General features: G+C 35.2%; 16 protein-coding genes. 6 read left to right on the plus strand and 10 right to left on the minus strand.

Features of this window, described 5'->3' with window-relative positions; all coding sequences use genetic code 11:
* Window positions 1-2: 2 nt before the first annotated feature.
* Window positions 3-623, plus strand: a complete 621-nt coding sequence (locus CSC80_RS04980; protein WP_099190207.1) for a CatB-related O-acetyltransferase — start codon at window positions 3-5, stop codon at window positions 621-623.
* Here CSC80_RS04980 and CSC80_RS04985 read toward each other — a convergent pair whose 3' ends face one another.
* A complete protein-coding gene (locus CSC80_RS04985; protein WP_058104204.1) occupies window positions 624-1,196 on the minus strand; it encodes a RidA family protein in 573 nt (190 codons plus the stop codon). It abuts the gene before it with no gap.
* A 239-nt stretch (window positions 1,197-1,435) separates the two neighbouring features.
* On the opposite strand from CSC80_RS04985, the gene CSC80_RS04990 reads away from it, so the two are divergent.
* Window positions 1,436-2,680 carry an MFS transporter gene (locus CSC80_RS04990; RefSeq protein WP_058104205.1) on the plus strand — a complete coding sequence of 415 codons (1,245 nt, stop codon included), beginning with the start codon at window positions 1,436-1,438 and terminating at the stop codon, window positions 2,678-2,680.
* Window positions 2,681-2,749: 69 nt separating this feature from the next.
* On the opposite strand, the gene scpA is transcribed toward CSC80_RS04990, so the two are convergent.
* From scpA to CSC80_RS05025, 7 genes are all read right to left on the minus strand, one after another.
* On the minus strand, window positions 2,750-4,912 hold the full coding sequence (gene scpA / locus CSC80_RS04995; RefSeq protein ID WP_099190209.1) for a methylmalonyl-CoA mutase: 2,163 nt from the start codon (window positions 4,910-4,912) through the stop codon (window positions 2,750-2,752).
* The gene (locus tag CSC80_RS05000) at window positions 4,905-6,278 is read right to left on the minus strand and encodes a methylmalonyl-CoA mutase subunit beta (protein ID WP_099190211.1); all 1,374 of its coding nucleotides are present in this window, start codon (window positions 6,276-6,278) and stop codon (window positions 4,905-4,907) included. Before CSC80_RS05000 ends, scpA begins: the two co-directional genes overlap by 8 nt.
* A gap of 111 nt (window positions 6,279-6,389) precedes the next feature.
* Window positions 6,390-7,199, minus strand: coding sequence for a DUF6503 family protein (locus CSC80_RS05005; protein ID WP_099190213.1), 810 nt, complete (start codon window positions 7,197-7,199; stop codon window positions 6,390-6,392).
* Between the two features lie 268 nt (window positions 7,200-7,467).
* Window positions 7,468-7,620 (minus strand): YqaE/Pmp3 family membrane protein, encoded by a 153-nt coding sequence (locus tag CSC80_RS05010; protein ID WP_036151377.1) that lies wholly within the window; start codon window positions 7,618-7,620, stop codon window positions 7,468-7,470.
* Between the two features lie 140 nt (window positions 7,621-7,760).
* Window positions 7,761-8,705 (minus strand): DUF4382 domain-containing protein, encoded by a 945-nt coding sequence (locus tag CSC80_RS05015; protein WP_099190215.1) that lies wholly within the window; start codon window positions 8,703-8,705, stop codon window positions 7,761-7,763.
* 189 nt (window positions 8,706-8,894) lie between these two features.
* On the minus strand, window positions 8,895-9,308 hold the full coding sequence (locus CSC80_RS05020) for a response regulator (protein ID WP_099190217.1): 414 nt from the start codon (window positions 9,306-9,308) through the stop codon (window positions 8,895-8,897).
* Window positions 9,309-9,315: 7 nt separating this feature from the next.
* Window positions 9,316-11,613, minus strand: coding sequence for a PAS domain S-box protein (locus CSC80_RS05025; protein WP_099190219.1), 2,298 nt, complete (start codon window positions 11,611-11,613; stop codon window positions 9,316-9,318).
* Window positions 11,614-11,933: 320 nt separating this feature from the next.
* Between CSC80_RS05025 and CSC80_RS05030 the strand changes: the two genes are divergently transcribed.
* Genes CSC80_RS05030 through CSC80_RS05045 form a run of 4 tightly spaced genes read left to right on the plus strand, consistent with a single transcriptional unit; the run spans window position 11,934 to window position 19,172 of the window.
* A complete protein-coding gene (locus CSC80_RS05030; RefSeq protein WP_099190221.1) occupies window positions 11,934-14,783 on the plus strand; it encodes a TonB-dependent receptor in 2,850 nt (949 codons plus the stop codon).
* An 11-nt stretch (window positions 14,784-14,794) separates the two neighbouring features.
* Window positions 14,795-16,084 (plus strand): DUF4249 domain-containing protein, encoded by a 1,290-nt coding sequence (locus CSC80_RS05035; RefSeq protein ID WP_099190223.1) that lies wholly within the window; start codon window positions 14,795-14,797, stop codon window positions 16,082-16,084.
* A gap of 1 nt (window position 16,085) precedes the next feature.
* Window positions 16,086-17,384 (plus strand): DUF4249 domain-containing protein, encoded by a 1,299-nt coding sequence (locus tag CSC80_RS05040; RefSeq protein WP_099190225.1) that lies wholly within the window; start codon window positions 16,086-16,088, stop codon window positions 17,382-17,384.
* A 9-nt stretch (window positions 17,385-17,393) separates the two neighbouring features.
* Window positions 17,394-19,172 (plus strand): hypothetical protein, encoded by a 1,779-nt coding sequence (locus CSC80_RS05045; protein ID WP_099190227.1) that lies wholly within the window; start codon window positions 17,394-17,396, stop codon window positions 19,170-19,172.
* 4 nt (window positions 19,173-19,176) lie between these two features.
* On the opposite strand, the gene CSC80_RS05050 is transcribed toward CSC80_RS05045, so the two are convergent.
* Both CSC80_RS05050 and CSC80_RS05055 read right to left on the minus strand, forming a co-directional pair.
* A complete protein-coding gene (locus tag CSC80_RS05050; protein WP_099190229.1) occupies window positions 19,177-21,090 on the minus strand; it encodes an OmpA family protein in 1,914 nt (637 codons plus the stop codon).
* Between the two features lie 10 nt (window positions 21,091-21,100).
* Window positions 21,101-22,051, minus strand: coding sequence for a type IX secretion system membrane protein PorP/SprF (locus CSC80_RS05055; protein WP_099190231.1), 951 nt, complete (start codon window positions 22,049-22,051; stop codon window positions 21,101-21,103).

The following is a 22,051-nucleotide window of genomic DNA, read 5'->3' on the forward strand; positions in this document are numbered from 1 at the left end:
TTATGAATATCCCTGATAAAAACACCCTATTTCCATTAGAAAACTATAAGAGATTGTGTTTTCTAAAAAACATCATTAAAAACCCGAATATTATTGTAGGTGATTATACCTATTATGATAATTTTGAAGACGTAGCCAATTTTGAGAAAAATGTAAAATATCATTTTGATTTTGTGGGCGATAAACTAATCTTTGGAAAGTTCTGCATGATTGCTTCAAATGTCACCTTTATTATGAACGGAGCCAATCATTTAAGCAACTCCATTTCAGCTTACCCATTTGCTATTTTCGGAAAGGATTGGCAACATGCCATGGATGGAAAAAACTACCCTACCAAAGGCAATACCGTAATAGGCAATGATGTGTGGATCGGCTACAACGCCACCATAATGCCCGGAGTAACCATTGGTGATGGGGCCATAATTGCAAGTAATGCAACCGTAACAAAAGATGTACTGCCATACTCCATTGTTGGCGGAAATCCCGCCAAGCTTATTAAGAAGCGATTCTCGGATAAAGAAATTGCTAAACTTTTAGAATTGAAATGGTGGAACTGGCCTATAGAGCAGATTACCGCAAATGTGCATCATCTTACAGGTGAAAATTTAGAAGAGCTAAATTAATTACTCGTAAACCTCAACAACCATTTCTATCTCTACAGCCATACCAACAGGTAAAGATACCATACCAACCGCGGCACGCGCATGTTTGCCATTTTCACCAAAAACTTCGACCATTAAATCTGAAAAACCATTGATCACTTTAGAATGATCTGTAAAATCTGGAGAAGCATTCACCATACCGTGTGCACTAACAATTCGTTTTACTTTGTTCAGGTTGCCCAGTTCGGCTTTTAAAACGGAAAGTTGATTAATACCCGCTTCTCTTGCCGCTTGGTAGCCCTGCTCTACGGTTAAACTATCGCCCAATTTACCTATCATGTACTCACCATTAGCTTGTTTTGGTCCTTTACCGGCTAAAAACAATAAATTTCCAGCTCTTACAACGTGTTGGTAGTTTGCAATGGGAACACCCTGATCTCTAAGTTCTATACCTAAACTATCTAACTTAGCTTCTGGGTTATAATTAGAATTTGCCGTTTCTTGAATTAATTCTTCCCGTTGTTGAGTTTCTTTGGTTTTATCTGCACAACTGATCAACAAAAAAGTTAGAACGATATATATAAAATGTTTCATTACGGGTCAGTTTATTTGAAATTATTATGGTTACAAGTTACCTAATACTTCATTATCAACATAATACCTTAAAATTCACTTGCCATTGTATTGCATAAAAAACACTAAATATTAAACAAATACTATTTTTTGTGTATTCTGTCGTAGTTAAGGTATCATTTTACTAAAAAAGCATTGATATTATTTCATTTTTATTAGTTTAGCAAATTAACCAAAACAACAACTAAATCAATTTAAATATGGAAAGTTCTACAGCGACTTCTAAGGTAAATGCGAATAGGCTCTTTTATGCCAGTTGCTTTGCCCTAATTACAACGGCATTCTCATTTGCCATAGCAGCAGGTATTTTAGATCAATTAAAAACGGAACTGGCATTAAGTGCAAGTCAAGCCGGTTTGATTACCTCTATGTGGTTTTTAGGTTTCCCCATAGCTATGGTAATCGGTGGTTTGATCTACCATAAAGTAGGGGGTAAAGTAATTATGCAATTTGCCTTTTTTGCGCATTCAATCGGTATTTTACTTTTAATATTCTCTGGCAACTATATAGGTCTTTTGATAGCCAACTTGCTTATAGGTCTTGGTAACGGTTGTACCGAAGCGGCATGTAACCCAATGATTGCAGATGCATACAAGGGAAACAGAATGAGCACAATGCTTAACCGTTTTCACATGTGGTTTCCTGGTGGAATAGCCGTTGGTAGCTTACTTTCTGGTTTTATGACAGATTTTGGTATTACCGGACAAAGTCAAGTATGGTTATTATTAATACCTGCGATAATTTATGCCTTTTTATTTTACGGACAAACTTGGCCTAAGGCTAAGATAGAGGAAGCGGCAACTATTAGCGGAAACCTGAAAGGCATGTTCACTCCCTTATTTTTATTCATAGGAGTTTGTATGGCATTAACTGCCATATCAGAATTTGGTCCTAACCAATGGGTAGGTCTAATTCTTTCTAAAAGTGGAGCAGAACCAACGCTAATATTAGCATTGACTGCCGGATTGATGGCCGTTGCAAGATTCTTTGGAGGTAGTATGGTTGCTCAGTTCAACCAAACAGGTGTGCTTTTGGGTTCTGCCGTACTTGCTACTTTAGGCATTTATCTTTTTAGTACACAAACTGGAACTATGGCTTACGTAGCCGCTATAATCTTTGCTCTGGGTGTTGCCTATTTCTGGCCTAATATGATTGGCTTAACCGCTACCAAAACTCCAAAAACCGGAGCTTTGGGCATGTCCATTATTGGTGCGATAGGAATGTTCTCTACATCAATTTTTCAACCAATCATTGGTGGTTGGATCGATGCAGATAGAGCTGCTGCCGAAGCCCAAGGGTTTACAGGTGATGAATTAGAATTGGTTTCCGGTCAAGAAACGTTAAGTACCATGGTACTGTTTCCTGCAATTCTAATTGTTTTGTTCACTATTCTCTATTTCTGGTTAAGAAGTAAAGAAAGTAAAGGAGAAATTGCTACGGCATAATTATGCCGATTAAAATAAAAAAAGCCGAGCAATAGATTTGCTCGGCTTTTTTTATTCGATTTTTTAAACTTATTCCAAAAGTAGCTCTAACAATTGAAAAGCTGCATCACTAATCTTTGTTCCAGGACCAAATACGGCAGTAGCCCCCGCTTCCTTCAAAAAGCCATAATCTTGTTTTGGCACCACTCCCCCAACAATGACCATAATGTCTTCACGGCCGTAGCTTTTTAGTTCCTTAATAACTTCGGGAACTAGTGTTTTATGTCCGCCAGCAAGTGATGAAATTCCTAAAATATGTACATCGTTTTCTACCGCCTGTTTTGCGGTTTCTTTTGGTGTTTGAAAAAGCGGACCTATATCTACATCGAATCCTAGATCGGCATAACCGGTTGCCACCACTTTAGCCCCACGATCATGACCGTCCTGTCCCATTTTAGCGACCATTATACGTGGTCTACGACCATCTTGCTCGGCAAACCGATCGGCTAACTCCTGCGCTTTTTTAAAGCTTTTATCTTCTTTGATTTCTCTTGAATACACGCCTGTAAATGAATTTATAATAGCTTTATGTCTGCCAAAAGCCTCTTCTAAAGCACTACTGATTTCACCTAAAGTTGCTCTTTCCCTTGCAGCAGATACCGCTAAAGCTAGCAAATTTTCTTCCGAATCACTATCATCCAATTTATTCTTTGCAGCGATAGTTAGTTCTTTCAGCTTTTGTGCAACCACTGCGGTATTTCTATTTGCCTTAACTTCTTCTAATCGTTGTAACTGCTGTCTTCGTACTTCTTTATTATCGACCTCCAAAATCTGAAGCTCATCTTCTTCTGTCAATTGATACTTATTGACCCCAACGATTACATCTTGTTCGCTATCTATACGCGCTTGTTTTCTTGCTGCGGCTTCTTCAATTCTGGTTTTAGGTATTCCAGTTTCTATAGCTTTGGTCATGCCGCCAAGGTTCTCTACTTCTTGCATCAACTCCCATGCCTTGTGCACCAAATCATGTGTTAGTTTCTCCACATAATAACTACCTGCCCAAGGGTCAACGGTTTTGGTCACGTTTGTTTCATGCTGCAAGTATAATTGTGTTTCCCTAGCTATACGTGCAGAAAAATCCGTAGGTAAGGCAATTGCCTCATCCAATGCATTGGTATGCAAACTTTGTGTACCGCCAAAAACGGCAGCCGCTGCCTCTATAGTAGTCCTTGCCACATTATTGAAAGGATCTTGCTCCGTTAAGCTCCAACCACTGGTTTGGCAATGTGTTCTCAGCATCAATGATTTTTCGTTCTTTGGATCAAATTCTTTCACCACCTTGGCCCACAACATTCTGGCAGCACGCATTTTGGCTATTTCCATAAAATGATTCATACCAATTCCCCAGAAAAAAGAAAGTCTAGGCGCAAAATCATCAATCTTCAAACCTGCTTTTAAGCCAGTTCTAATGTATTCCAAACCGTCTGACAACGTATATGCCAATTCTAAATGGGCAGGTGCACCAGCTTCGTGCATATGGTAACCAGATATACTTATACTATTGAACTTGGGCATATGTTTACTGGTATACTCAAAAATATCAGCAACCAATTGCATAGATGGTTTTGGTGGATAGATATACGTATTGCGCACCATAAACTCCTTGAGAATATCATTCTGTATAGTTCCAGATAACTTATCTAAAGAAACCCCTTGTTCTTCTGCCGCTACAATATAAAACGCCATTATAGGCAGCACGGCACCGTTCATGGTCATGGATACTGACATTTCATTCAAAGGAATACCTTTAAAAAGTACCTTCATGTCCTCAACCGTATCTATGGCAACACCCGCCTTACCTACATCGCCAACAACACGTTCATGATCACTATCATATCCTCTATGTGTAGGAAGATCAAAGGCGACCGACAAACCTTTTTGACCTGCTTTTAAATTTTTTCTATAGAATTCATTGCTCTCCTCTGCAGTGGAAAAACCGGCATATTGTCGTATGGTCCAAGGTCTTTGTACATACATGGTTGCATAAGGCCCTCTAAGAAACGGCGGTAAGCCCGCTGCAAAATTTAAATGCTCTACCTCCTCTAAATCTTGTTTGGCATATCTTTTTTTCAAAGGAATACTTTCGGCCGTAGTAAACAAGGTATTCTTCAAATCTTTACTAATGGCATTTTGTTGCTTACCATTATCAAGAAAAGTGTCTAGTTGTATATGTTGCAAGTCTTTTCTACTCATGTGATAAACGGTTTTGCTCTAATTCCTCTGCCAATCTTTTTTCTATGATAGGCGTAATCAAGGTTTTTCTTGGATTCTTTTTCACGAACGGATATAATTCTAATGCTTCGCCCATTTTATCCGCTTCGTTTTGAAATACATTGCTACCCACTAATACTACCTTCTTGGCATCAAACTTCTCTTGTTGTTTACGGGCACTATCGGCAATTTTATTTTGTATGGTATGATTTTTTAATTGCTTTAAGAAACCCCCATCTTTTTCTATCGCCTTAAATAAAAGTAAAGCCTTCTCTGCCAATTGATGCGTAATAGTTTCTATGTAATAGCTACCTTCAGTTGCATTTTCCACCTTATCAAAATAGCTTTCTTCTTTTAATAAAATAAGTTGATTCAAGGCGATACGATTGGCAAAATCATTATCTTTTTTATAAACGGCGTTATAATTCAAATTAAAAACAACATCAGAACCGCCCAACACGGCAGACATACATTCTGTAGTAGTTCTTAGCATATTTACATTGAAATCATAAATGGTCTTATTACGTTTTGACGGCTGTGACACTATGGAGCAGGAAATGGTAATACCATAAGCTTTGGACAAAACATTCCATAGGTTCCGCAAGGCTTTTAACTTTGCGATTTCAAAAAAATAATTACCAGCTACAGAAACCTTGAAATCTATACTTTTTAATTGTTCTAAATTTTCACCTTGCTGCAGTACATTCAAATACTCGTTCGCATGAGACATTGCATAAGCCAATTGTTGCACAATGTCTGCACCGGCATTTTCATAAAGCGAAACATCTACACTTAATATAGTTTCGGTATCCAATGTAAACAGTTCCCCGATGAGTGACATATCCGAAGACATATTTGCATACCAATTTCCAGACCTTGCCAAATGACCTATGGGGTCAATCTGCCAATGGATTTTATCTGCATTTGGTACTCTATCAAGAATCTGTTTTATATAAGTTTTAGACAAAAATTGCAGCTCAAAACATACTTTAACCCTACTTAAATCAATATTGTTCAAAATAATAACTGCATCTACGTTCTCCGATGGAACAATAAACTGCAGAGCCTCTGCACCTTTTTCTAGATATCTGAGCGCTTTTTCATTAGCCATTATGGCATTACCGGCATAAATATTTTGCCCTATTTTCCACGTAGAATTTTGCGACTGTTGAATAGTAATATGCTCTAGATCTTCTGCATGATAAAATGGTTTTACTTTAATACCTTCAGGTGAATTCCACACTACCTCTTCATTGTAGTCTTTACCTTTTAAATTGTACTGTATCTTTTGTTTCCATTCTTTTTCAGAAATATCCCTGAAACTATCAAATAAGGTTTCACCCTTCATAGCAAGACGTAGTTTAATTAAACAACATATTCCATTAATGCGCCTGTGAATACAAATTCAGCGCATTCTCTCAAAGATACAATAAGTAAATCGTGTTTATATAGAGCTAAGTTAATCTGCCAATTCTGTAGCATTTAGGTTACGCACATCGACAGTCTCTATTCTTGACAACTCTTTTAGTTTGTCTTTCTTAAACAACGCCGGTAAGTCTTTTAATGGCGTGCCAACAGGTGCCTCCCAATTAATATAATCTTGGAATCTAATACCGTCAATGGTCCTAGGGTTATAAGCACTTCTAAAACGCACACCGCCATCATTGACACTGTAGCTGTAAGCCAAGTAATTTATATAATGAGATTTTTTATTTACCCAATACATGAATATATCATCATAATCGGTACCGCCACCATCTTTACCAAAAGTAACGCGTACTACATCATAATCTTCCCCTTTGATTACGGTTTCACCAACGCTTTCCTTATGTACCGCTTTATCATTAAGCTTATGGGGCAAAGTAGCAAAATAGATTACTGAATTCAATGCATTGCTATATACGGTACTATCCTTTTCAGATAGATGTACCGGCTCATCATTGACCTTTCTACCAAATGATCCATTTACAATGTTATCTTCAATTCTATTCCCTAAGCTATCCTTGAAATTTACACGATAAGTATAGCCATTCTTATTATTGAACATGTACATTTTATCCCTAAAAACAAACTCATAATTGGCCGTATCATAAAGTTCTCCTCCATGCGCTTTAATAGCATGCTTTATAATGTCCTCAGCACTTTCAAGCGTTGTTCTAGAGGCTGCATCTTCTAAAGACCCATTGTTTTTACCTGAGTCATTACCATTTTTGCAACTTAATATGATTAAAAAAATAAGAGTAAATGCTGCTTTAACTGTTTTATTCATATCTATATATTTCACGGGAATCACATTTGTAATATTATTTCTAATGGACCATTAAAACAAAATAGTCGAAAGAGAATGCAACTACTAACGTACCAAAGTTATCATATAAATAAATGGAGATTCTCTTTGTGAATCATAATAAATGTTAACAACACTTTATAAACCTGAATTTCACAAAAAAACCGAATAATTATCAAGGGTTTGATAATTATTCGGCTTTAAATGTCGCTGCCAGAACAAAAGTAGGCAAGACATAAAATTTAACTGATTATTGATTTACGATAAAGGCATGTATTACTCCTGGCAACCATGCAAGTAAAGTCAATAAAATACTTATTAATAATGTTGTACCAATACCGTGTTTCATAAAAACGGCCAATGGTGGTAAAAGTATATTCAATATTATTGTTAGTAAAGACATTTGTTTAGTTTTAAGGTTCCATCAAAATTAAAATCTTTAACCACAACCCGTTAACTTAAATAAATCAAATTGTAACTTTAATCAGAACCTATAAAAAAGCCCTATTAGTTATCTAGGGCTTTCTTGTCTTTTCTTGTGTACTATTTAGTACCTACAATAGTTACATTGGCATTAATCTGTATAGATGATGAGACACTTATACCTGCAAGATCAATTCCTGTAGTAGATTCTGCGGTCAATAAGGAATTGAAATAAAAATCATCTCCATCTTTATTATAAGACGCAAATACTAATTCGTATTCTCCTTCTTCAAGAAAGCTAAGATTATATTGACTACTAAGATTGTTAACTTCTGAACTAGTTACAGCATTAGCAAATAAAATATTACTTTCTCCTTGTCCTTCACTTTCTACATCCGCATTAAAAGTCCCTTGTTCGTAAGCGTAAACAACAATTTTATCCGATGTGTTGTTTTGGTCATTTGCAGAACCGGAAATTTTACCAGCCATAGCATTATTAACTGTTCTAATACCTGTTGTTAATTCTGACATTGAAACAAACTCGAAATTATCAGCTGTTGTACCTTGCTCTTCTTTAATAGTTTTTCTTAAGTCAAAATCTATAATAATTTCGTTTGATGTGCTTACCAACACCTCGAATGTATCGTTTATATCGATTGTATTTGAAGTAGCCTCTAATTGATCTTTTTCTCCATTAACAAATTCTACATAACACCCAGGTGTATTACCATCAGCATCGGCAGTGTAATCTAACTCAAGTTCAATATTAGAATAAGTACCTGCTTCTAAATCAATATTTCCTAGGGTCAAAGTCTCGCCATTGACCAAAGCTGCCAAATCAAATGTAGTTTTATTGAAACCTTCCAACGTAGTACCATCAACTTTTACACTTGAAACTGTAATGAAGACAGCTTCTACATTTGCATTATCTATTGGAGCATCAGTAATCTTAAACGTAGTATTATATGAATCAGCATCCATAGATACATTTTCATTATCACTACATGAAACAGTCATTATTAATGAAATAAAAGCAACAGCAACCGTTTTTAAATAATTCTTCATCTTTAAATTTTTTATTATTTGATGATAGAACAATTTGGATAACCAAGACCCTACCTGTGAAATGTTAAAATTTAAAAATTGAAAATTTAATACCTAACAACCAATTAATTGTAGTTGCAAAAAAAATCTTTATAAAGATATTTGTTTTAACCTATATGACCATTTAGAGCGATAAAAAGTATGTCACTTTCAGTTTCTTTCCGCCAACAAGCCTTCGATAATCGTTTTTAACCTACCAAGACCTATAGGCTTTACAATGTAGTCAGATATAGCACTTATTCTTTTAGCCCTTTCTATATCTACGGGATCAAGAGAAGATGACACCATGTAAATTGTTATTTTCTTACCCACCCTTGGTTTTATTTTCACGTATTCTTCCATGAATTGAAAACCATCCATGACAGGCATATCAATATCCAAGAAAATAACATCAGGAAATACAGAATCTTGATCTAAGTTATCCAACATAAAATCAATAGCTTCTTCACCATCGGAAAAGACCGTAATTTCTAAAGGTAATTTAGTAGACTCCAAGGTTTTGACCATAGTAAACTGATAAATAGAATCATCATCTACAATACAGGTCTTTAAAATATTCTTCATAGCAAGCTTAATTAAATTTTACAGTAAATGTGGTTCCTACATTTACCTCGCTAGTAGCGGAAATAGTACCGCCCATTGCTTCTATTTGAGTTTTGGTAAGGTACAAACCTACCCCCTTTGCATCTGGGTGTCTATGAAAAACCTTATTCAACCCAAAAAGTTTAGATCCATGCTTTTTAAGATCAATACCCAAGCCATTGTCTTTAAAAGTAATGATATTAATTTCATTTTTAACCTCGGTCTTAATTTCAATATGTGGCGCTCTATCTTCGGCGCTATATTTAATGGCATTACCGATCAAGTTCAAAAATATACTTTCCATATATATTTTATTATAGGATATATGGGTAAGTTGGGAAAAGTCGGTATCTATTACTGCATTGGATTTTAAAATAGCTCCGCTTAAAATTTGGGAAGTATCTTTAAACACATCTTTAAAGTAAACTTTTTCTATATTCTCATTAGCATCACCCACCTTAGCTTTAAGCGCCTCTATCAACGTATTGAGCGTAGAGGAAAGGTGGTCTATTACGCTACTGAATTTATTGAATATATCTGTACGCTCCTCATCATTTTCAGCGTAAGAATAAATTTCCAATAAAGAATTAAGATTGGCAACCGGAGCTCTAAGATTATGCGAAGTTATATGGGTAAAATCTGCTAGTTGTTGGTTCTGTAATTTTAATTTTTGAGTAAAGCCCTCTAATTCTTGTTTAGCATTGATCAAACTTTGCTCCGTCATTTTGCTCTCGGTCACATCTTGGCATGTACCAACCATTTCAACAGTTTCTCCCTTTTTATTCGAGATTACATTTGCAATAATTTTAATAGTCTTAATATTCCCAGCAAAAGTTACAATTCTATGCGTAAAATTTTTAAACTCCTTTTCTTTTTTTGCAAGTTCAAAATGCTTTAAAACCTTCTCTTTATCATCATCGTGAACCATGGAAAAATACGTGTCAAAATTTATTGCAAATTTCTCACCTTCGTGATCTAAAAGTGCAAAAAGATTATCTGACCAGCTAGCTACATCATCAACAATATTCCATTGCCAATGACCTAATAAGCTAAGGTGTTCGGCAAGATTCAATAAATCATTTTTTTTACGTAATTCATCTTTTACCGCCTTGATCTTAGAAATATCGGTAATAACCGCTACGAAGCCATTATTTAGTCCGTCCTCATCTTGAATAGCGGTTAAAGTTTTTAAACCCGGAAAAGTTGTACCATCTTTTCTCTTAAAGGTCCATTGTCTTGTATTAAAAATTTTTTCGTTTCTATAGTTAAAATCAGCACCATTGGATCCTCCTTTAAACTGGAGTTCCATATCTTTCTTAAAAATTTTTAACTCGTTTTCAAACAGGTAAATTTCAGGTTTCTGAATCCCTATCATTTCCTTTGCCGAATACCCAAGAATTTGCTCTGCACCACTATTGAAGCGATTAATTACCCCGTCTTTATCAGTTGTTATCAATGCAATAGAATTTGAATTAAAAATTGCTTCTAATTCTGCATGGGCTACATTTAAAAGCTTTTCCGAGTTTTTTGATGATGTAATATCTTGAGTTATACCTAATATTTTAGAACTAACACCATTAATTCGTTCTATTTTGCCGATAACTTTGACCCATCTGTAATTATCCTTGAAAGTTCTAAGATGCAAGGTTAAATTTATAGGCGTTCCTATTTCCTGAGCTTCTTTCAGTGCATTTAAAATGCTATTACGACTTTCCTCATCATCAAAAAATGTTAATCCAGAAGCTATGCTAGGTTTGTAATCTAATGGTGCTTCATGTATTTCATAAACCATATTACTCCAGGTCACTTTTTCTTTTATAAGATCAATTTCCCAAGTACCAATTCTAGCAATATCACTAGTATCCCTTAAAATGGTATTATATTTTTTTTCCTTTAACTCTTTCTCCTTCTGCTCGGTAATATCTCCAGTGTGCATTAACAGACCGCCAATTTTTCCTTCAGCATTATACCAAGGCCTAACATCCCAATAAATCCATTGAATAGTGCCATCTGACCGATAGAAGGGTGCTTCATCACATATATCTATGGCACCTTGTAAACATTTTTGATGTTTCGCTTTCCAATCATCACCTATTTCCGGGAAAATATCATAATGGGATCTACCTATAATAGTTTCTTTTTCTAGTTTAAAATCTCGAATCCATTGTTTGGACGCTGCTAAATAGACCATGTTAGTATCTAACATAGCTATTGCCGTTGGTGTCTGTTCAATAAATATTTGGTGATGCTTTTCCAGGTATTCGATGTTATTTGGATACTGATTCAATTTAATAATTTTAACAAGTATTTATGTTAAAAATAGTAATAATTTACTGATATAAAATAGAATACAATTTTTAGAAGTCAAAAATCAAGAACTTTTGCAGAAAACAACAAGTCGTTTATCTGATATCTTTGGTTAGATATTATTGAAATCATCCTTATAACATAATCCCCTTTAAATAAAATAGTTACAACAAATTAAATGTATTCTTAAAAAATGCTTGTTAAATTATTTAAATCTCAAAAACCTATTGCGATTATTTTAATAATCACATTTTGTGATATTTATGTTTTTCTTACCTTGTAGGAATCCAACTAACTAACATGACCAAACAACCAAACAATAACTGTTTGTTATTGACAATTACTAAATCGAAAAAAAATATTAGTAAGAATCTTTATGACCATATATTCTTTATAATTTTTATTTTTCTATTCCCTCTTACATCAATTTACGCACAAAATAATACGAATATTAGTGGCGAATACTCTTCAATACCCTTAGAAGATGTCATTATCCATATTGAGAGCCAAACCAATTATAAGTTCTATTTTTTAGAGGAATGGACACAGGGTATTAAAGTGAACAATACCTTTAATAATGAGAAATTATCTTCTGTATTGGAAACTATATTAGAAGACACCTCTTTAAATTTTCATATTTTAAATGCTACCAATCGTATAATTCTATTAGAAAACGGTTTGGTTTATGATGAATTGCCCAAAGGATTTTTTGGACCTGAAGAAGCATCCGAAGAAAAAAATAGTACTCGTATAACAAACAACAGTCCTCCACCTGTATTTTACAATACCGATAATCCAAGTAAAAAAACCTACCAGCTTACCAAAATAGGAAAAAGTGACCCTGACAACTTGAGAGAAACCTATCTGTTAACGGGAAGAGCAATAAATTCTAGTACAGGAAATCCCATTCAAGATCTAGCAATACGTACCAAAGGGTCAAATCTAATTACCGTAACCGATGCCAATGGTAATTATTCTTTAGAATTACCAGCAGGACATAATGTTCTAAACATACGCGCAATGGGCATTGCTTCTACGGAACGTGAAATTATTATGTTCAATAATGGCAATTTAGATTTACTCATGGAAGAAGGTCTTCAGCAATTAGATGAAGTAGTTGTAGAAGCAGATGCCTTCAAAAATGTAGAAGAAGCAATTACGGGTAGTGAGCAAATAGATTCAGAAGAATCTAAAAATATACCGTTGGTATTGGGAGAACGCGACATATTATCTGTTGCCAAGGCTTTGCCAGGTATATCCTCTGCAGGTGAAGGTGCCATGGGTCTAAATGTACGGGGGGGCAAAACGGATCAAAATCTTGTACTGTTAGATGATGCTGTTATTTATAACCCGCAACACTTTTTTGGTATTTTCCAGGCATTGAACCCATTTACTACCAAGGGGGTTGACATTTATAAAGGTGCAATACCCGTAGAATTTGGTGGCAGACTCTCTTCGGTTTTTGACATTAGATCAAAAAACGGAAATGAAGAAAAACTGTCAGGTGAAGGATCCGTGGGACCTGTTACCGCAAATTTAGCTTTAGAAATTCCGTTGGAAAAAGAAAAATCATCATTGATCGTTGGTGGAAGAGCAGCTTATGCAGATTGGATTTTAAGATCTTTAGATGAAGAATCTCTAAATAATAGCAATGCGTCCTTTTTTGACGGTATCATTAAATACCATAATAAAGTAAACGAAAAAAATGATGTTAAAGCTACTGCTTATTATAGTAGAGATGCTTTTAGTATTACGTCTGACTCTTTATATAAATATAACAACAGACTATTTTCGCTTCGTTGGAATCATAATATAAATGATAAAACCAATACGGCCCTTATTCTTAACAATAGCAATTACGGATTTGGAATTGATTTTGACGGCGAAACCAATACCGATTTCAACTTAGATTATGGTATAAACGAAACTGAAATAAAATATAAGTTACGCACCTCTTTAAATACTAAAAACACACTAGATTATGGTGCATCTGCCAAATACTATTCTGTGAACCCTGGCAGTATAGAGCCCGATGGTAACGAGTCTGATATTGCACCTCGATCCATTGATAATGAGCAAGCTATAGAAGGTGCCCTCTTTATTGGCGATGAACTTACTTTAAATGAAAAACTATCCGTAAACCTAGGTGTACGCTATGCATTTTTTGCCGCTCTAGGTAAAGCCACCCAAAGAACCTATGAAGACGGAATGCCAAAAAACGAATCTACCGTTCAAGATACCATATCATATTCAAGTGGTGAGAATATTAAAACCTATGGTGGACCAGAAGTTAGATTATCCGCCAGATATTTATTTACACCTGATTTTTCTGTAAAAGCCAGTTTAAATAATTCCTATCAATTTCTACACACGTTATCTAATAACACCACGGTATCTCCTATAGATACATGGAAACTTTCCGATTTAAATATAGCTCCACAAAAAGGCTACCAAGCCTCTCTAGGGTTTTATAAAAACTTTAAAGAAAATGAGTACGAATTAAGTATTGAAGGGTATTATAAGAAAATGGAAGATGTGCTCGATTTTAAAACTGGCGCCAACCTCTTCTTGAACGAAAACGTTGAGACACAAATACTACAGGGAGATGGTAAAGCGTACGGAGTAGAATTTCTTTTGAAAAAGAAGAGCGGTGATTTAAACGGCTGGTTAAGTTACACCTACTCTAGATCACTATATCGTTTTGATAGTGAGTTTAGCGAAGAGCGCATAAATAACGGTGATTTCTTTCCCTCTAATTTTGATAAACCGCACGATGTAAGTGTCATTACCAACTATCGTTTTACCAGGCGCTATAGCATTTCTGCCAACTTTGTTTACCAAACCGGCAGACCTATTACGTACCCTATTGGAACATTTAGGTTTAACAACGCAGACTTTGTTGCTTTTAGCGATAGAAATAAATTTAGAATTCCAGATTTCTATCGTCTAGACCTAGGTTTAAATATTGAAGGCAACCATAAGAAAAATAAATTGGCACATAGCTTTGTAACCATTTCAGTTTATAATGTTTTAGGTAGAAACAACCCATATTCGGTATTTTTTGTAACCGATGACGGTGAGGTAAAGGCGCTACAAAGTTCTATTTTTTCTATTCCTATTCCATCGATCACTTATAATTTCAAATTTTAAAAGTGCTCAAAATGAAAAAAGAACTAAAATGGGCAGTTATCTTTTATACATCACTACAAATTAGTGGTTGTATTGAAGAATTTGAACCAGAAAACATCACTGAAATTTTAGATGGAGCATTAGTAGTCGATGCCAGAATAACAGACGAAAACAAACAGCAAACTATTCTTTTGACAAGAACTTTCTCATTTGACGAAACTGACCCAACTCCTGAAATAGGGGCGCAAGTTAGTATAATAGATGAATTGGGAGGCACCATAGATTTCATTGAAAACAAGCCTGGAAATTACAGCACTATAGAAGCAATTAATTTGGAACAGGGTAGAGCTTACACGTTACAGATTACAACCTCAGATGATGTTATTTATCAGTCGAACAAAACGACTTTACCCTCTAAAATTGAATTAGCGGAACTTAAGACACAACGTAAATTCAATAATTCTGAAAATGACGGAGTTTCAATTATGGTGAGTAATTCAAATAATTCTTCTTCAGCCAATTATTTTAGATATGAATATGAAGAGACTTATAAAGTAATTCCACCAGATTACAATCCGTTCGATTGGGATCAAGTTGATTATGATTTCTTTTGTGAAGATGATGATGGTTGGGAAGTTACGGTAGCCGTACGGGATGAACCAGCCAATATTTGCTTTGCCAGCAATAAATCTAACCATCTTATTCTAGCTTCAACAAGTAATTTAACTACAAATGATCTAGATGATTTTGAAATTAGGTTTGTAAGTAACAAAAATTATGCAATATCACATCGCTATAGTATTTTAGTAAAACAGTATCATCATGATATTAATGCCGCAGCTTTCTTTAATTCGTTAGAAGATTTTTCAAGTTCAGAAAGTATTTTCAGCAATGTGCAGACCGGTATGCTAAAATCAAATGTAAGCGCCAAAAATTCTGAGGATGCAATTGTATTTGGCTACTTTGAACTAAGCTCATATAGTGAAAAAAGAATATTTTTCAACTATGAAGACTTCTATCCTAATGAGCCATTGCCCCCTTATATAATTTCTTGCGATGTTATTCGTGAACCAGCACTCTACCCTGACGGTTTTCACTCAACAGTAATTGATGGAAAAGTTATAGTTGACCGCGGATCAAATTCACCTCTAATAGAGGGAATCATAGCAGGTCAAATAGGATATATTGGCGAGAATGAAAACTTTTTTGAACCTGATGCCAATGGAGAACTATCCCGTGCTCCTTTTATAGTAAAACCATTAGGCTGTGTAGATTGTAGAACATTTGGCAGTAATAAAACACCTAATTTTTGGATAGAATAAGATGAGAAAAATTACTTTAATAATATTACCGCTTCTGTTATTCATCAATTGTATTGAAGAAGTTGATTTAGGAATAGAAGCAGATGACGAAGTGCTTAAAATATTGATCGTAGAGGCCACTCTTACCAATGAACTAAAAAACCATACCGTAGCATTGAGCAGAATGGATACGTTGGTAGACCTAGGTATTGATTCCGTTTACAACCCTTACACACCCATTAGAGATATTAATAGAGACTTGGTACGTTATGAAACCAATGCTACAGTTTCCATTGAAAACAGTAATGGCACTACATATTCCTTTAATGAATCTAGCCCGGGAATTTATGAATCGGATATTCAGTTTGCCGCAGAAATGGGTAGCTCTTATCAGCTGAACATTGTTACATCAGATGGAAAAAAGTATACTTCTACCGATATGGAAATAGAGGGCTTGGCAAGTATTTCAAATATATATGCCGAAAAAACAACTAGTGAGTCCGGTGCCGAGGGCATTGGCATTTTTGTAGATAATACAATTGAAACAGGTAGCGTACAAAACTTACGCTATACTTATGATGAAACATATAAGATCATAGCCCCAAATTGGTCTCCCAACGAATTTAAATTAACCAATTATGACCCTTGTGCGTTGCCCGAAGTAACCTATGACCTAGAAATTGTTGAACGGGAAGAGGAGCAACAAGTATGCTATGGTAACAATCTTTCCAATACTATAATTCAAACTCAACAGAGCAGTATCAATACCGACGCTCAAAAATTCATGGTCAGGTTTTTAGATGAAGAGAATTTCATAATTAGCCATAGATACAGTATTGAGGTATCTCAGTTAGTTTCTGGTTCTACATCGTACAGTTTTTATGACCAACTGAACAATTTTAGCCAAACCGGTAATGTTTTTTCACAAATACAACCAGGTTTTTTAGAAGGTAATTTATCCTCGGAAGATGGTAGACAAGGTACTGTCATTGGTTTCTTTGATGTGGTTTCGGTTTCAAAAAGTAGGCTGTTTTTCAATTACACAGATTTTTATCCTAATGAAGAATTACCACCATACCCTTTTAACTGTAATGAACTGACCGCCCCAGAGTCTCACGTATCTTTTTGTTTTAGTGGAATGAGAGGGCCTAACCCGTGCCCACAATCTATAATTCAACAAGTAGACCTAGATTTAATAAGTTATGTGAAGCCTAATTTCAATGACGGTCAATGTGACGGTCCCCACATCTTTGTCCCCAAAGTTTGTGGAGATTGTACCGTTTTAGGCAGTAATATACAACCAGATTTTTGGGTAGAATAAACACCGATTATGAAAACAAATCAAATATTTGCCATTATTGCACTCTTGACAACATACATAGGTCACACCCAATATGTCATCAAAGATGGTTCCGATCTATTGAATCTTAAAAAGGTGCCACAAGAAAAAGCATATGTAGATCATAATGGATCATTATCGTTTTCCGGGGAATACCTGTATTATGCTATACACTGCTTTAATGCACAAACCAATAAACCCACCAATGTGAGTACCATAGGTTATGTAGCATTGGTAAATGAAGCTAAGGAATTCATTTTTGAACATAAGATAAAGTTGGATAAAGGCCATGGTTATGGCGACTTTTTCATTACGACTAATATACCTTCTGGCAGATATAAACTTTTAGGCTATACCCAATGGATGAAAAACTCTGGTCTATCACAAGTTTTTAAAGACGATATCATCATTATCAACCCATATTTAGCTGACCAATCTGCGCTATTGAATTCAACCACGCCGGTAACTTCACCTAATTCCGTGGATAATGTATCGGTTTCAGACTCGTCTATCATTATTATGAAAACCCAAAAAGCTTCTTTTTTACCACGGGAAAAAGTACACCTATCCATTAAAAACTATAAAGGAGTTCTAGGGCATGGTTCATATACCGTAAAAGTGAAAAGGAAAGAAGAAATAGATATGCCATCTACACTAAATTCAGTTATGTATGGAAATGCCTATTTCAATGCTGATAAAGAGATAAAACAATCCATTGGCGATAGTATATTTTTACCTGAACAACGTGGAGAACTTATATACGGAACGGTGAAAAATGCTGAAACGGGAATACCCACAAAAAACCTTCCTGTTGTTATTTCAATACCTGGAAAAGAATCATTATTAAAATTCTCAAAAACCGACCAAAGCGGAAATTTCTATTCTTATATACGCAAGGACCGTAAAGATCCAATGGCAGTAATACAGGTTGAAGACCAAAATGAAATGTATGCCATAGAAAAAGGTACCCCAAGTCATATTGACCTTAGTAACCTGACATTCTCAAATTTCAGTTTATCAAAAGCACAAGCAGAATATATTAAGAATAGAAGTGTTTTGAACCAGATAGAGAATCAATTTTTTAGTTCAAAACCTGATTCCATTATACAGAGCAACCCTATAGATATTTTTAATGGCGGCATACCACAAGTTATTGTTTTAGATGATTATACACGTTTTAAAACACTTGAGGAAACCTTGGTAGAAGTTGTAAAGTTTGCAGGATTTAGAAAAGCGAATACTAGTGATGCGTATATAAGGATTGGACAAGATTTTAAGTCCTATGACGAAGAATATAACGACTTCCCAGCTATAGTTTTAATAGATGGTGTATTTATACCTCATCATGAACAAATAAGATCATACGATGCTCGAAATATTGAAAAAATTAGTTTAACAAGGGATCAATTTCGTTTAGGTCAAAAAGAATATCAAGGGATACTTTCCATAGAAACTTTTGAAGGTGATTTTTTGGAAATTTATAATGCTAAAAATAGTTTAGTTGTACCGTTTGAACAGCCCGTACCAAAAAAGAACTACTTTGTACAATCTTATACTCCTGAAAATAATTCTTTTGAAAGGATTCCAGATTATAGAAGAATGTTATTTTGGAAACCAAATGTAAACATTACCGAATCAGATTATAATTATGAGTTCTATACATCTGATCTTGAAGGCACTTTTGAAATTATCTTAAACGGTTTTACTTCATATGGCAAACCATTACATGTGGTAAAGGAAATAGAAGTTACTACCAAGAATTTAAACTAAGGAACTATTCGATCAATATAAATTCTGAGCGTCTATTTAACTGATGGTCTCTGTCTGAACAAATGATTCCGTTTGCGCATTTGTTTATCAATTGGGTTTCCCCATAACCTTTACCGGATATTCGTTCAGGCTCTATACCTGCAGCTATTATGTACTCCACTGTTCTTTTTGCCCTACGATCAGAAAGCCAAAGATTATAGTTATCCTCTTCCCTACTATCTGTATGTGAACCCACTTCTACCTTGACTTCCGGTCTTTTTTTCATGTATGCAACTACCTTGTCCAAATTAGAAAAAGCATCATCACGTAAATAAGAACTGTTTAAATCAAAATAAATTGGTGCTAGCTTTAACACCTTTACTAAATCTGCCCCAATTACCGCCACTTTACTACTTTCTTCCAATACCACACGGGCATTTGTTATACTCTTTTCATCTGGTGTAGTGAACATGAACAACGAACCTTCTTCATAGCCCTCTAGATTGGCAATAATGGTATATTGACTTTCTTGGCAAGGTATCTCTAAAGTATATTTACCCTGAGCATTGGTAGTGGCTTCCCCTATATTTCCTCCAAAATTATTTTTTCCGTGTACGGTTGCAAACGGTAATGGTTTGTCCGAGTCTTTATCGACCGCGATACCTGTAATGGTCACCATACAATCAATTGTCTTAAGAGCGTAAATATCATCTGCACCTAATCCTCCGTTTCGATCCGATGCAAAAAAACCTGAATTGGTCGTTTCATCAAATATCATTGAAAAATCATCATTAGCACTATTAACTGGATTTCCTAAATTCTTGACCGCACCTTGATTTGCCAAATCGATAGAAAAAATATCCAGTCCTCCCAAACCAGGATGTCCGTCAGAAGCAAAATATAAAACGTCCGATGCTGTAATAAACGGAAAAGTCTCTTTGCTCTCGGTATTGATTTTGGAACCTAAATTTACCGGTGTTCCAAAACTTCCATCAGTATGAATATCCACTACAAAAATGTCCGATGCCCCTAGAGTTCCGGGCATATCAGAAGAAAAATACAATTTATCACCTTTCTTATTCAATGCCGGATGCGCAACAGAATACAAATCACTGTTAAAGGGCAAATCTTCTATATTCCCCCATTTGCCATCCTTGAACGTACTTCTATAAATTTTTAATCTGCTGATCCCTTTTTTGTCTCTATTAAAAGATCCTTTTTTATAATTATTCCTTGTAAAATACATGGTGTTACCATCTTGGGAAAAGCTGGTAGAAGATTCATTAGCTACCGATTTCAACTCATCTGAAAAATGAGTTGCCGTACTATATTCGCCTTGTTCCGGACGTGTTGTTTTATATAAATTCAAATAAGGTGTGGCACTACGCGAAGTGGTTTCTAAATCCCTAGCAGTAGAAAACACGATAAAATCTTTATGGAACGAAGGAGCAAAATCTGATTCTTTTGAATTGACCGAGGTCAAATTCTCAATGGTATACTCATTTGAAGCGGTCATTAATTCATCAAAATAGCCTACACCTATATCATACTTTAAAGCTCTTACATCATTCTTTTTTGCTTTTTTGAACTTTCTCATCCAAACCTCGGAATCTTTGTAATTATTGATCGATTTTAAAGATTGTGCATATCTGTACATGTAATCAGGATCGATTGTTGAGCTATTGATCTCTAACAATTTTGCATACCAATAACTAGCTTCATCATACTTTGCCCTTAAATAAGCTTCATTACCCAAGTTTTTACATATATCTTCATTTGACATGCCTTTTTTACTCAACTCTTCATAGGTAGATTCTTTGCCCATATACCCATAATGCTCAAAATTATCAGTACCTGAACTTTTATTGTCTCGCTGTGCGTAACACAGGCTAGCAATAAAAAGCAACGAAAAGAGAACTATATATGTTTTAACTTTCATTATCGGTTATTTAAAAGAATCTAGGGGTCAAATCAATTTTATCTTTTTTAATGAACTCATATCTAAGAAACACCTCAAAAGAACCATTGTTAAACTTGGTGCCTCCCAGTTCAGATATATCACTATCATAAGCCAGCCCCAGCATAAATTCCGGTGTCATTTGAAATCCGAACAACGCACTCAACGCGGCATCCCATCTATAGGCGGCACCCATTGAAAATTTATCGTTCAACAAAAAATTAGCCGAAATATCCGCTTGTAACGGTGCACCCGATGTTGCTTTTAATAGAAAAGCAGGTTTAAATTTTAAAGCCGATGACATTTCAAAAACATACCCTGATATTAAATACCAGGTCATTCTATCTACAGATACAAGGTTATCATTACCATCAGCGCTATCAAAATGCTCTGTCTGCAAAAAATTAGGTATGGACAAACCTGCATAGAATTGATCGTTATGGTAGTACAGACCTGCTCCAAAATTGGGAGTAAATTTTTTATAAAGACCACTATCGGTAATGGCAGTACCACCGGCACTAAAATTTCTAAGATTGTTAAAATCTAAATTTAATAAGTGTCCGCCAGCCTTTAACCCAAATGACAATTTGTTATTGTTAGAGGTCTTCAATGTATACGAAAAAGCAGCGTCAATATATGTATTTTGATTGGTGTTGTTCCCTATTTCATCATGAACAATAGATAGACCAAGCCCCACTTTGTCAGAAGAAGGTCCATGTACACTTAATGTTTGTGTATTAGGAGCACCATCTCTACCTACCCATTGTGACCTGTGCAATGCAGATATACTTAATACCTCTCTAGATCCTGCATACGCCGGGTTAACCGAGAATGTATTGTACATATACTGTGTATACTGGGCATCTTGCTGACCGAACATAAGATATTGACCACCTAAAACCATGGTAAATATCAAAAAGATTATTTGATAGATTTTCTTCAT

It is taken from the genome of Maribacter sp. 6B07 (assembly GCF_002700155.1).
In the GTDB taxonomy this organism is placed as follows: Bacteria; Bacteroidota; Bacteroidia; order Flavobacteriales; family Flavobacteriaceae; genus Maribacter; species Maribacter dokdonensis.

Bases quoted from the DNA above. Each gene is read 5' to 3' on its own strand.
- scpA (WP_099190209.1), bottom strand. From the start codon at position 4,912: ATGAGTAGAAAAGACTTGCAACATATACAACTAGACACTTTTCTTGAT.
- CSC80_RS05035 (WP_099190223.1), top strand. From the start codon at position 14,795: ATGAAAAAAGAACTAAAATGGGCAGTTATCTTTTATACATCACTACAA.
- CSC80_RS05055 (WP_099190231.1), bottom strand. From the start codon at position 22,051: ATGAAGAAAATCTATCAAATAATCTTTTTGATATTTACCATGGTTTTA.
- CSC80_RS05050 (WP_099190229.1), bottom strand. From the start codon at position 21,090: ATGAAAGTTAAAACATATATAGTTCTCTTTTCGTTGCTTTTTATTGCT.
- CSC80_RS05040 (WP_099190225.1), top strand. From the start codon at position 16,086: ATGAGAAAAATTACTTTAATAATATTACCGCTTCTGTTATTCATCAAT.
- CSC80_RS05015 (WP_099190215.1), bottom strand. From the start codon at position 8,705: ATGAAGAATTATTTAAAAACGGTTGCTGTTGCTTTTATTTCATTAATA.
- CSC80_RS05005 (WP_099190213.1), bottom strand. From the start codon at position 7,199: ATGAATAAAACAGTTAAAGCAGCATTTACTCTTATTTTTTTAATCATA.
- CSC80_RS05010 (WP_036151377.1), bottom strand. From the start codon at position 7,620: ATGTCTTTACTAACAATAATATTGAATATACTTTTACCACCATTGGCC.
- CSC80_RS05045 (WP_099190227.1), top strand. From the start codon at position 17,394: ATGAAAACAAATCAAATATTTGCCATTATTGCACTCTTGACAACATAC.
- CSC80_RS04985 (WP_058104204.1), bottom strand. From the start codon at position 1,196: ATGAAACATTTTATATATATCGTTCTAACTTTTTTGTTGATCAGTTGT.
- CSC80_RS05030 (WP_099190221.1), top strand. From the start codon at position 11,934: ATGACCAAACAACCAAACAATAACTGTTTGTTATTGACAATTACTAAA.
- CSC80_RS05020 (WP_099190217.1), bottom strand. From the start codon at position 9,308: ATGAAGAATATTTTAAAGACCTGTATTGTAGATGATGATTCTATTTAT.
- CSC80_RS05000 (WP_099190211.1), bottom strand. From the start codon at position 6,278: ATGAAGGGTGAAACCTTATTTGATAGTTTCAGGGATATTTCTGAAAAA.
- CSC80_RS04980 (WP_099190207.1), top strand. From the start codon at position 3: ATGAATATCCCTGATAAAAACACCCTATTTCCATTAGAAAACTATAAG.
- CSC80_RS04990 (WP_058104205.1), top strand. From the start codon at position 1,436: ATGGAAAGTTCTACAGCGACTTCTAAGGTAAATGCGAATAGGCTCTTT.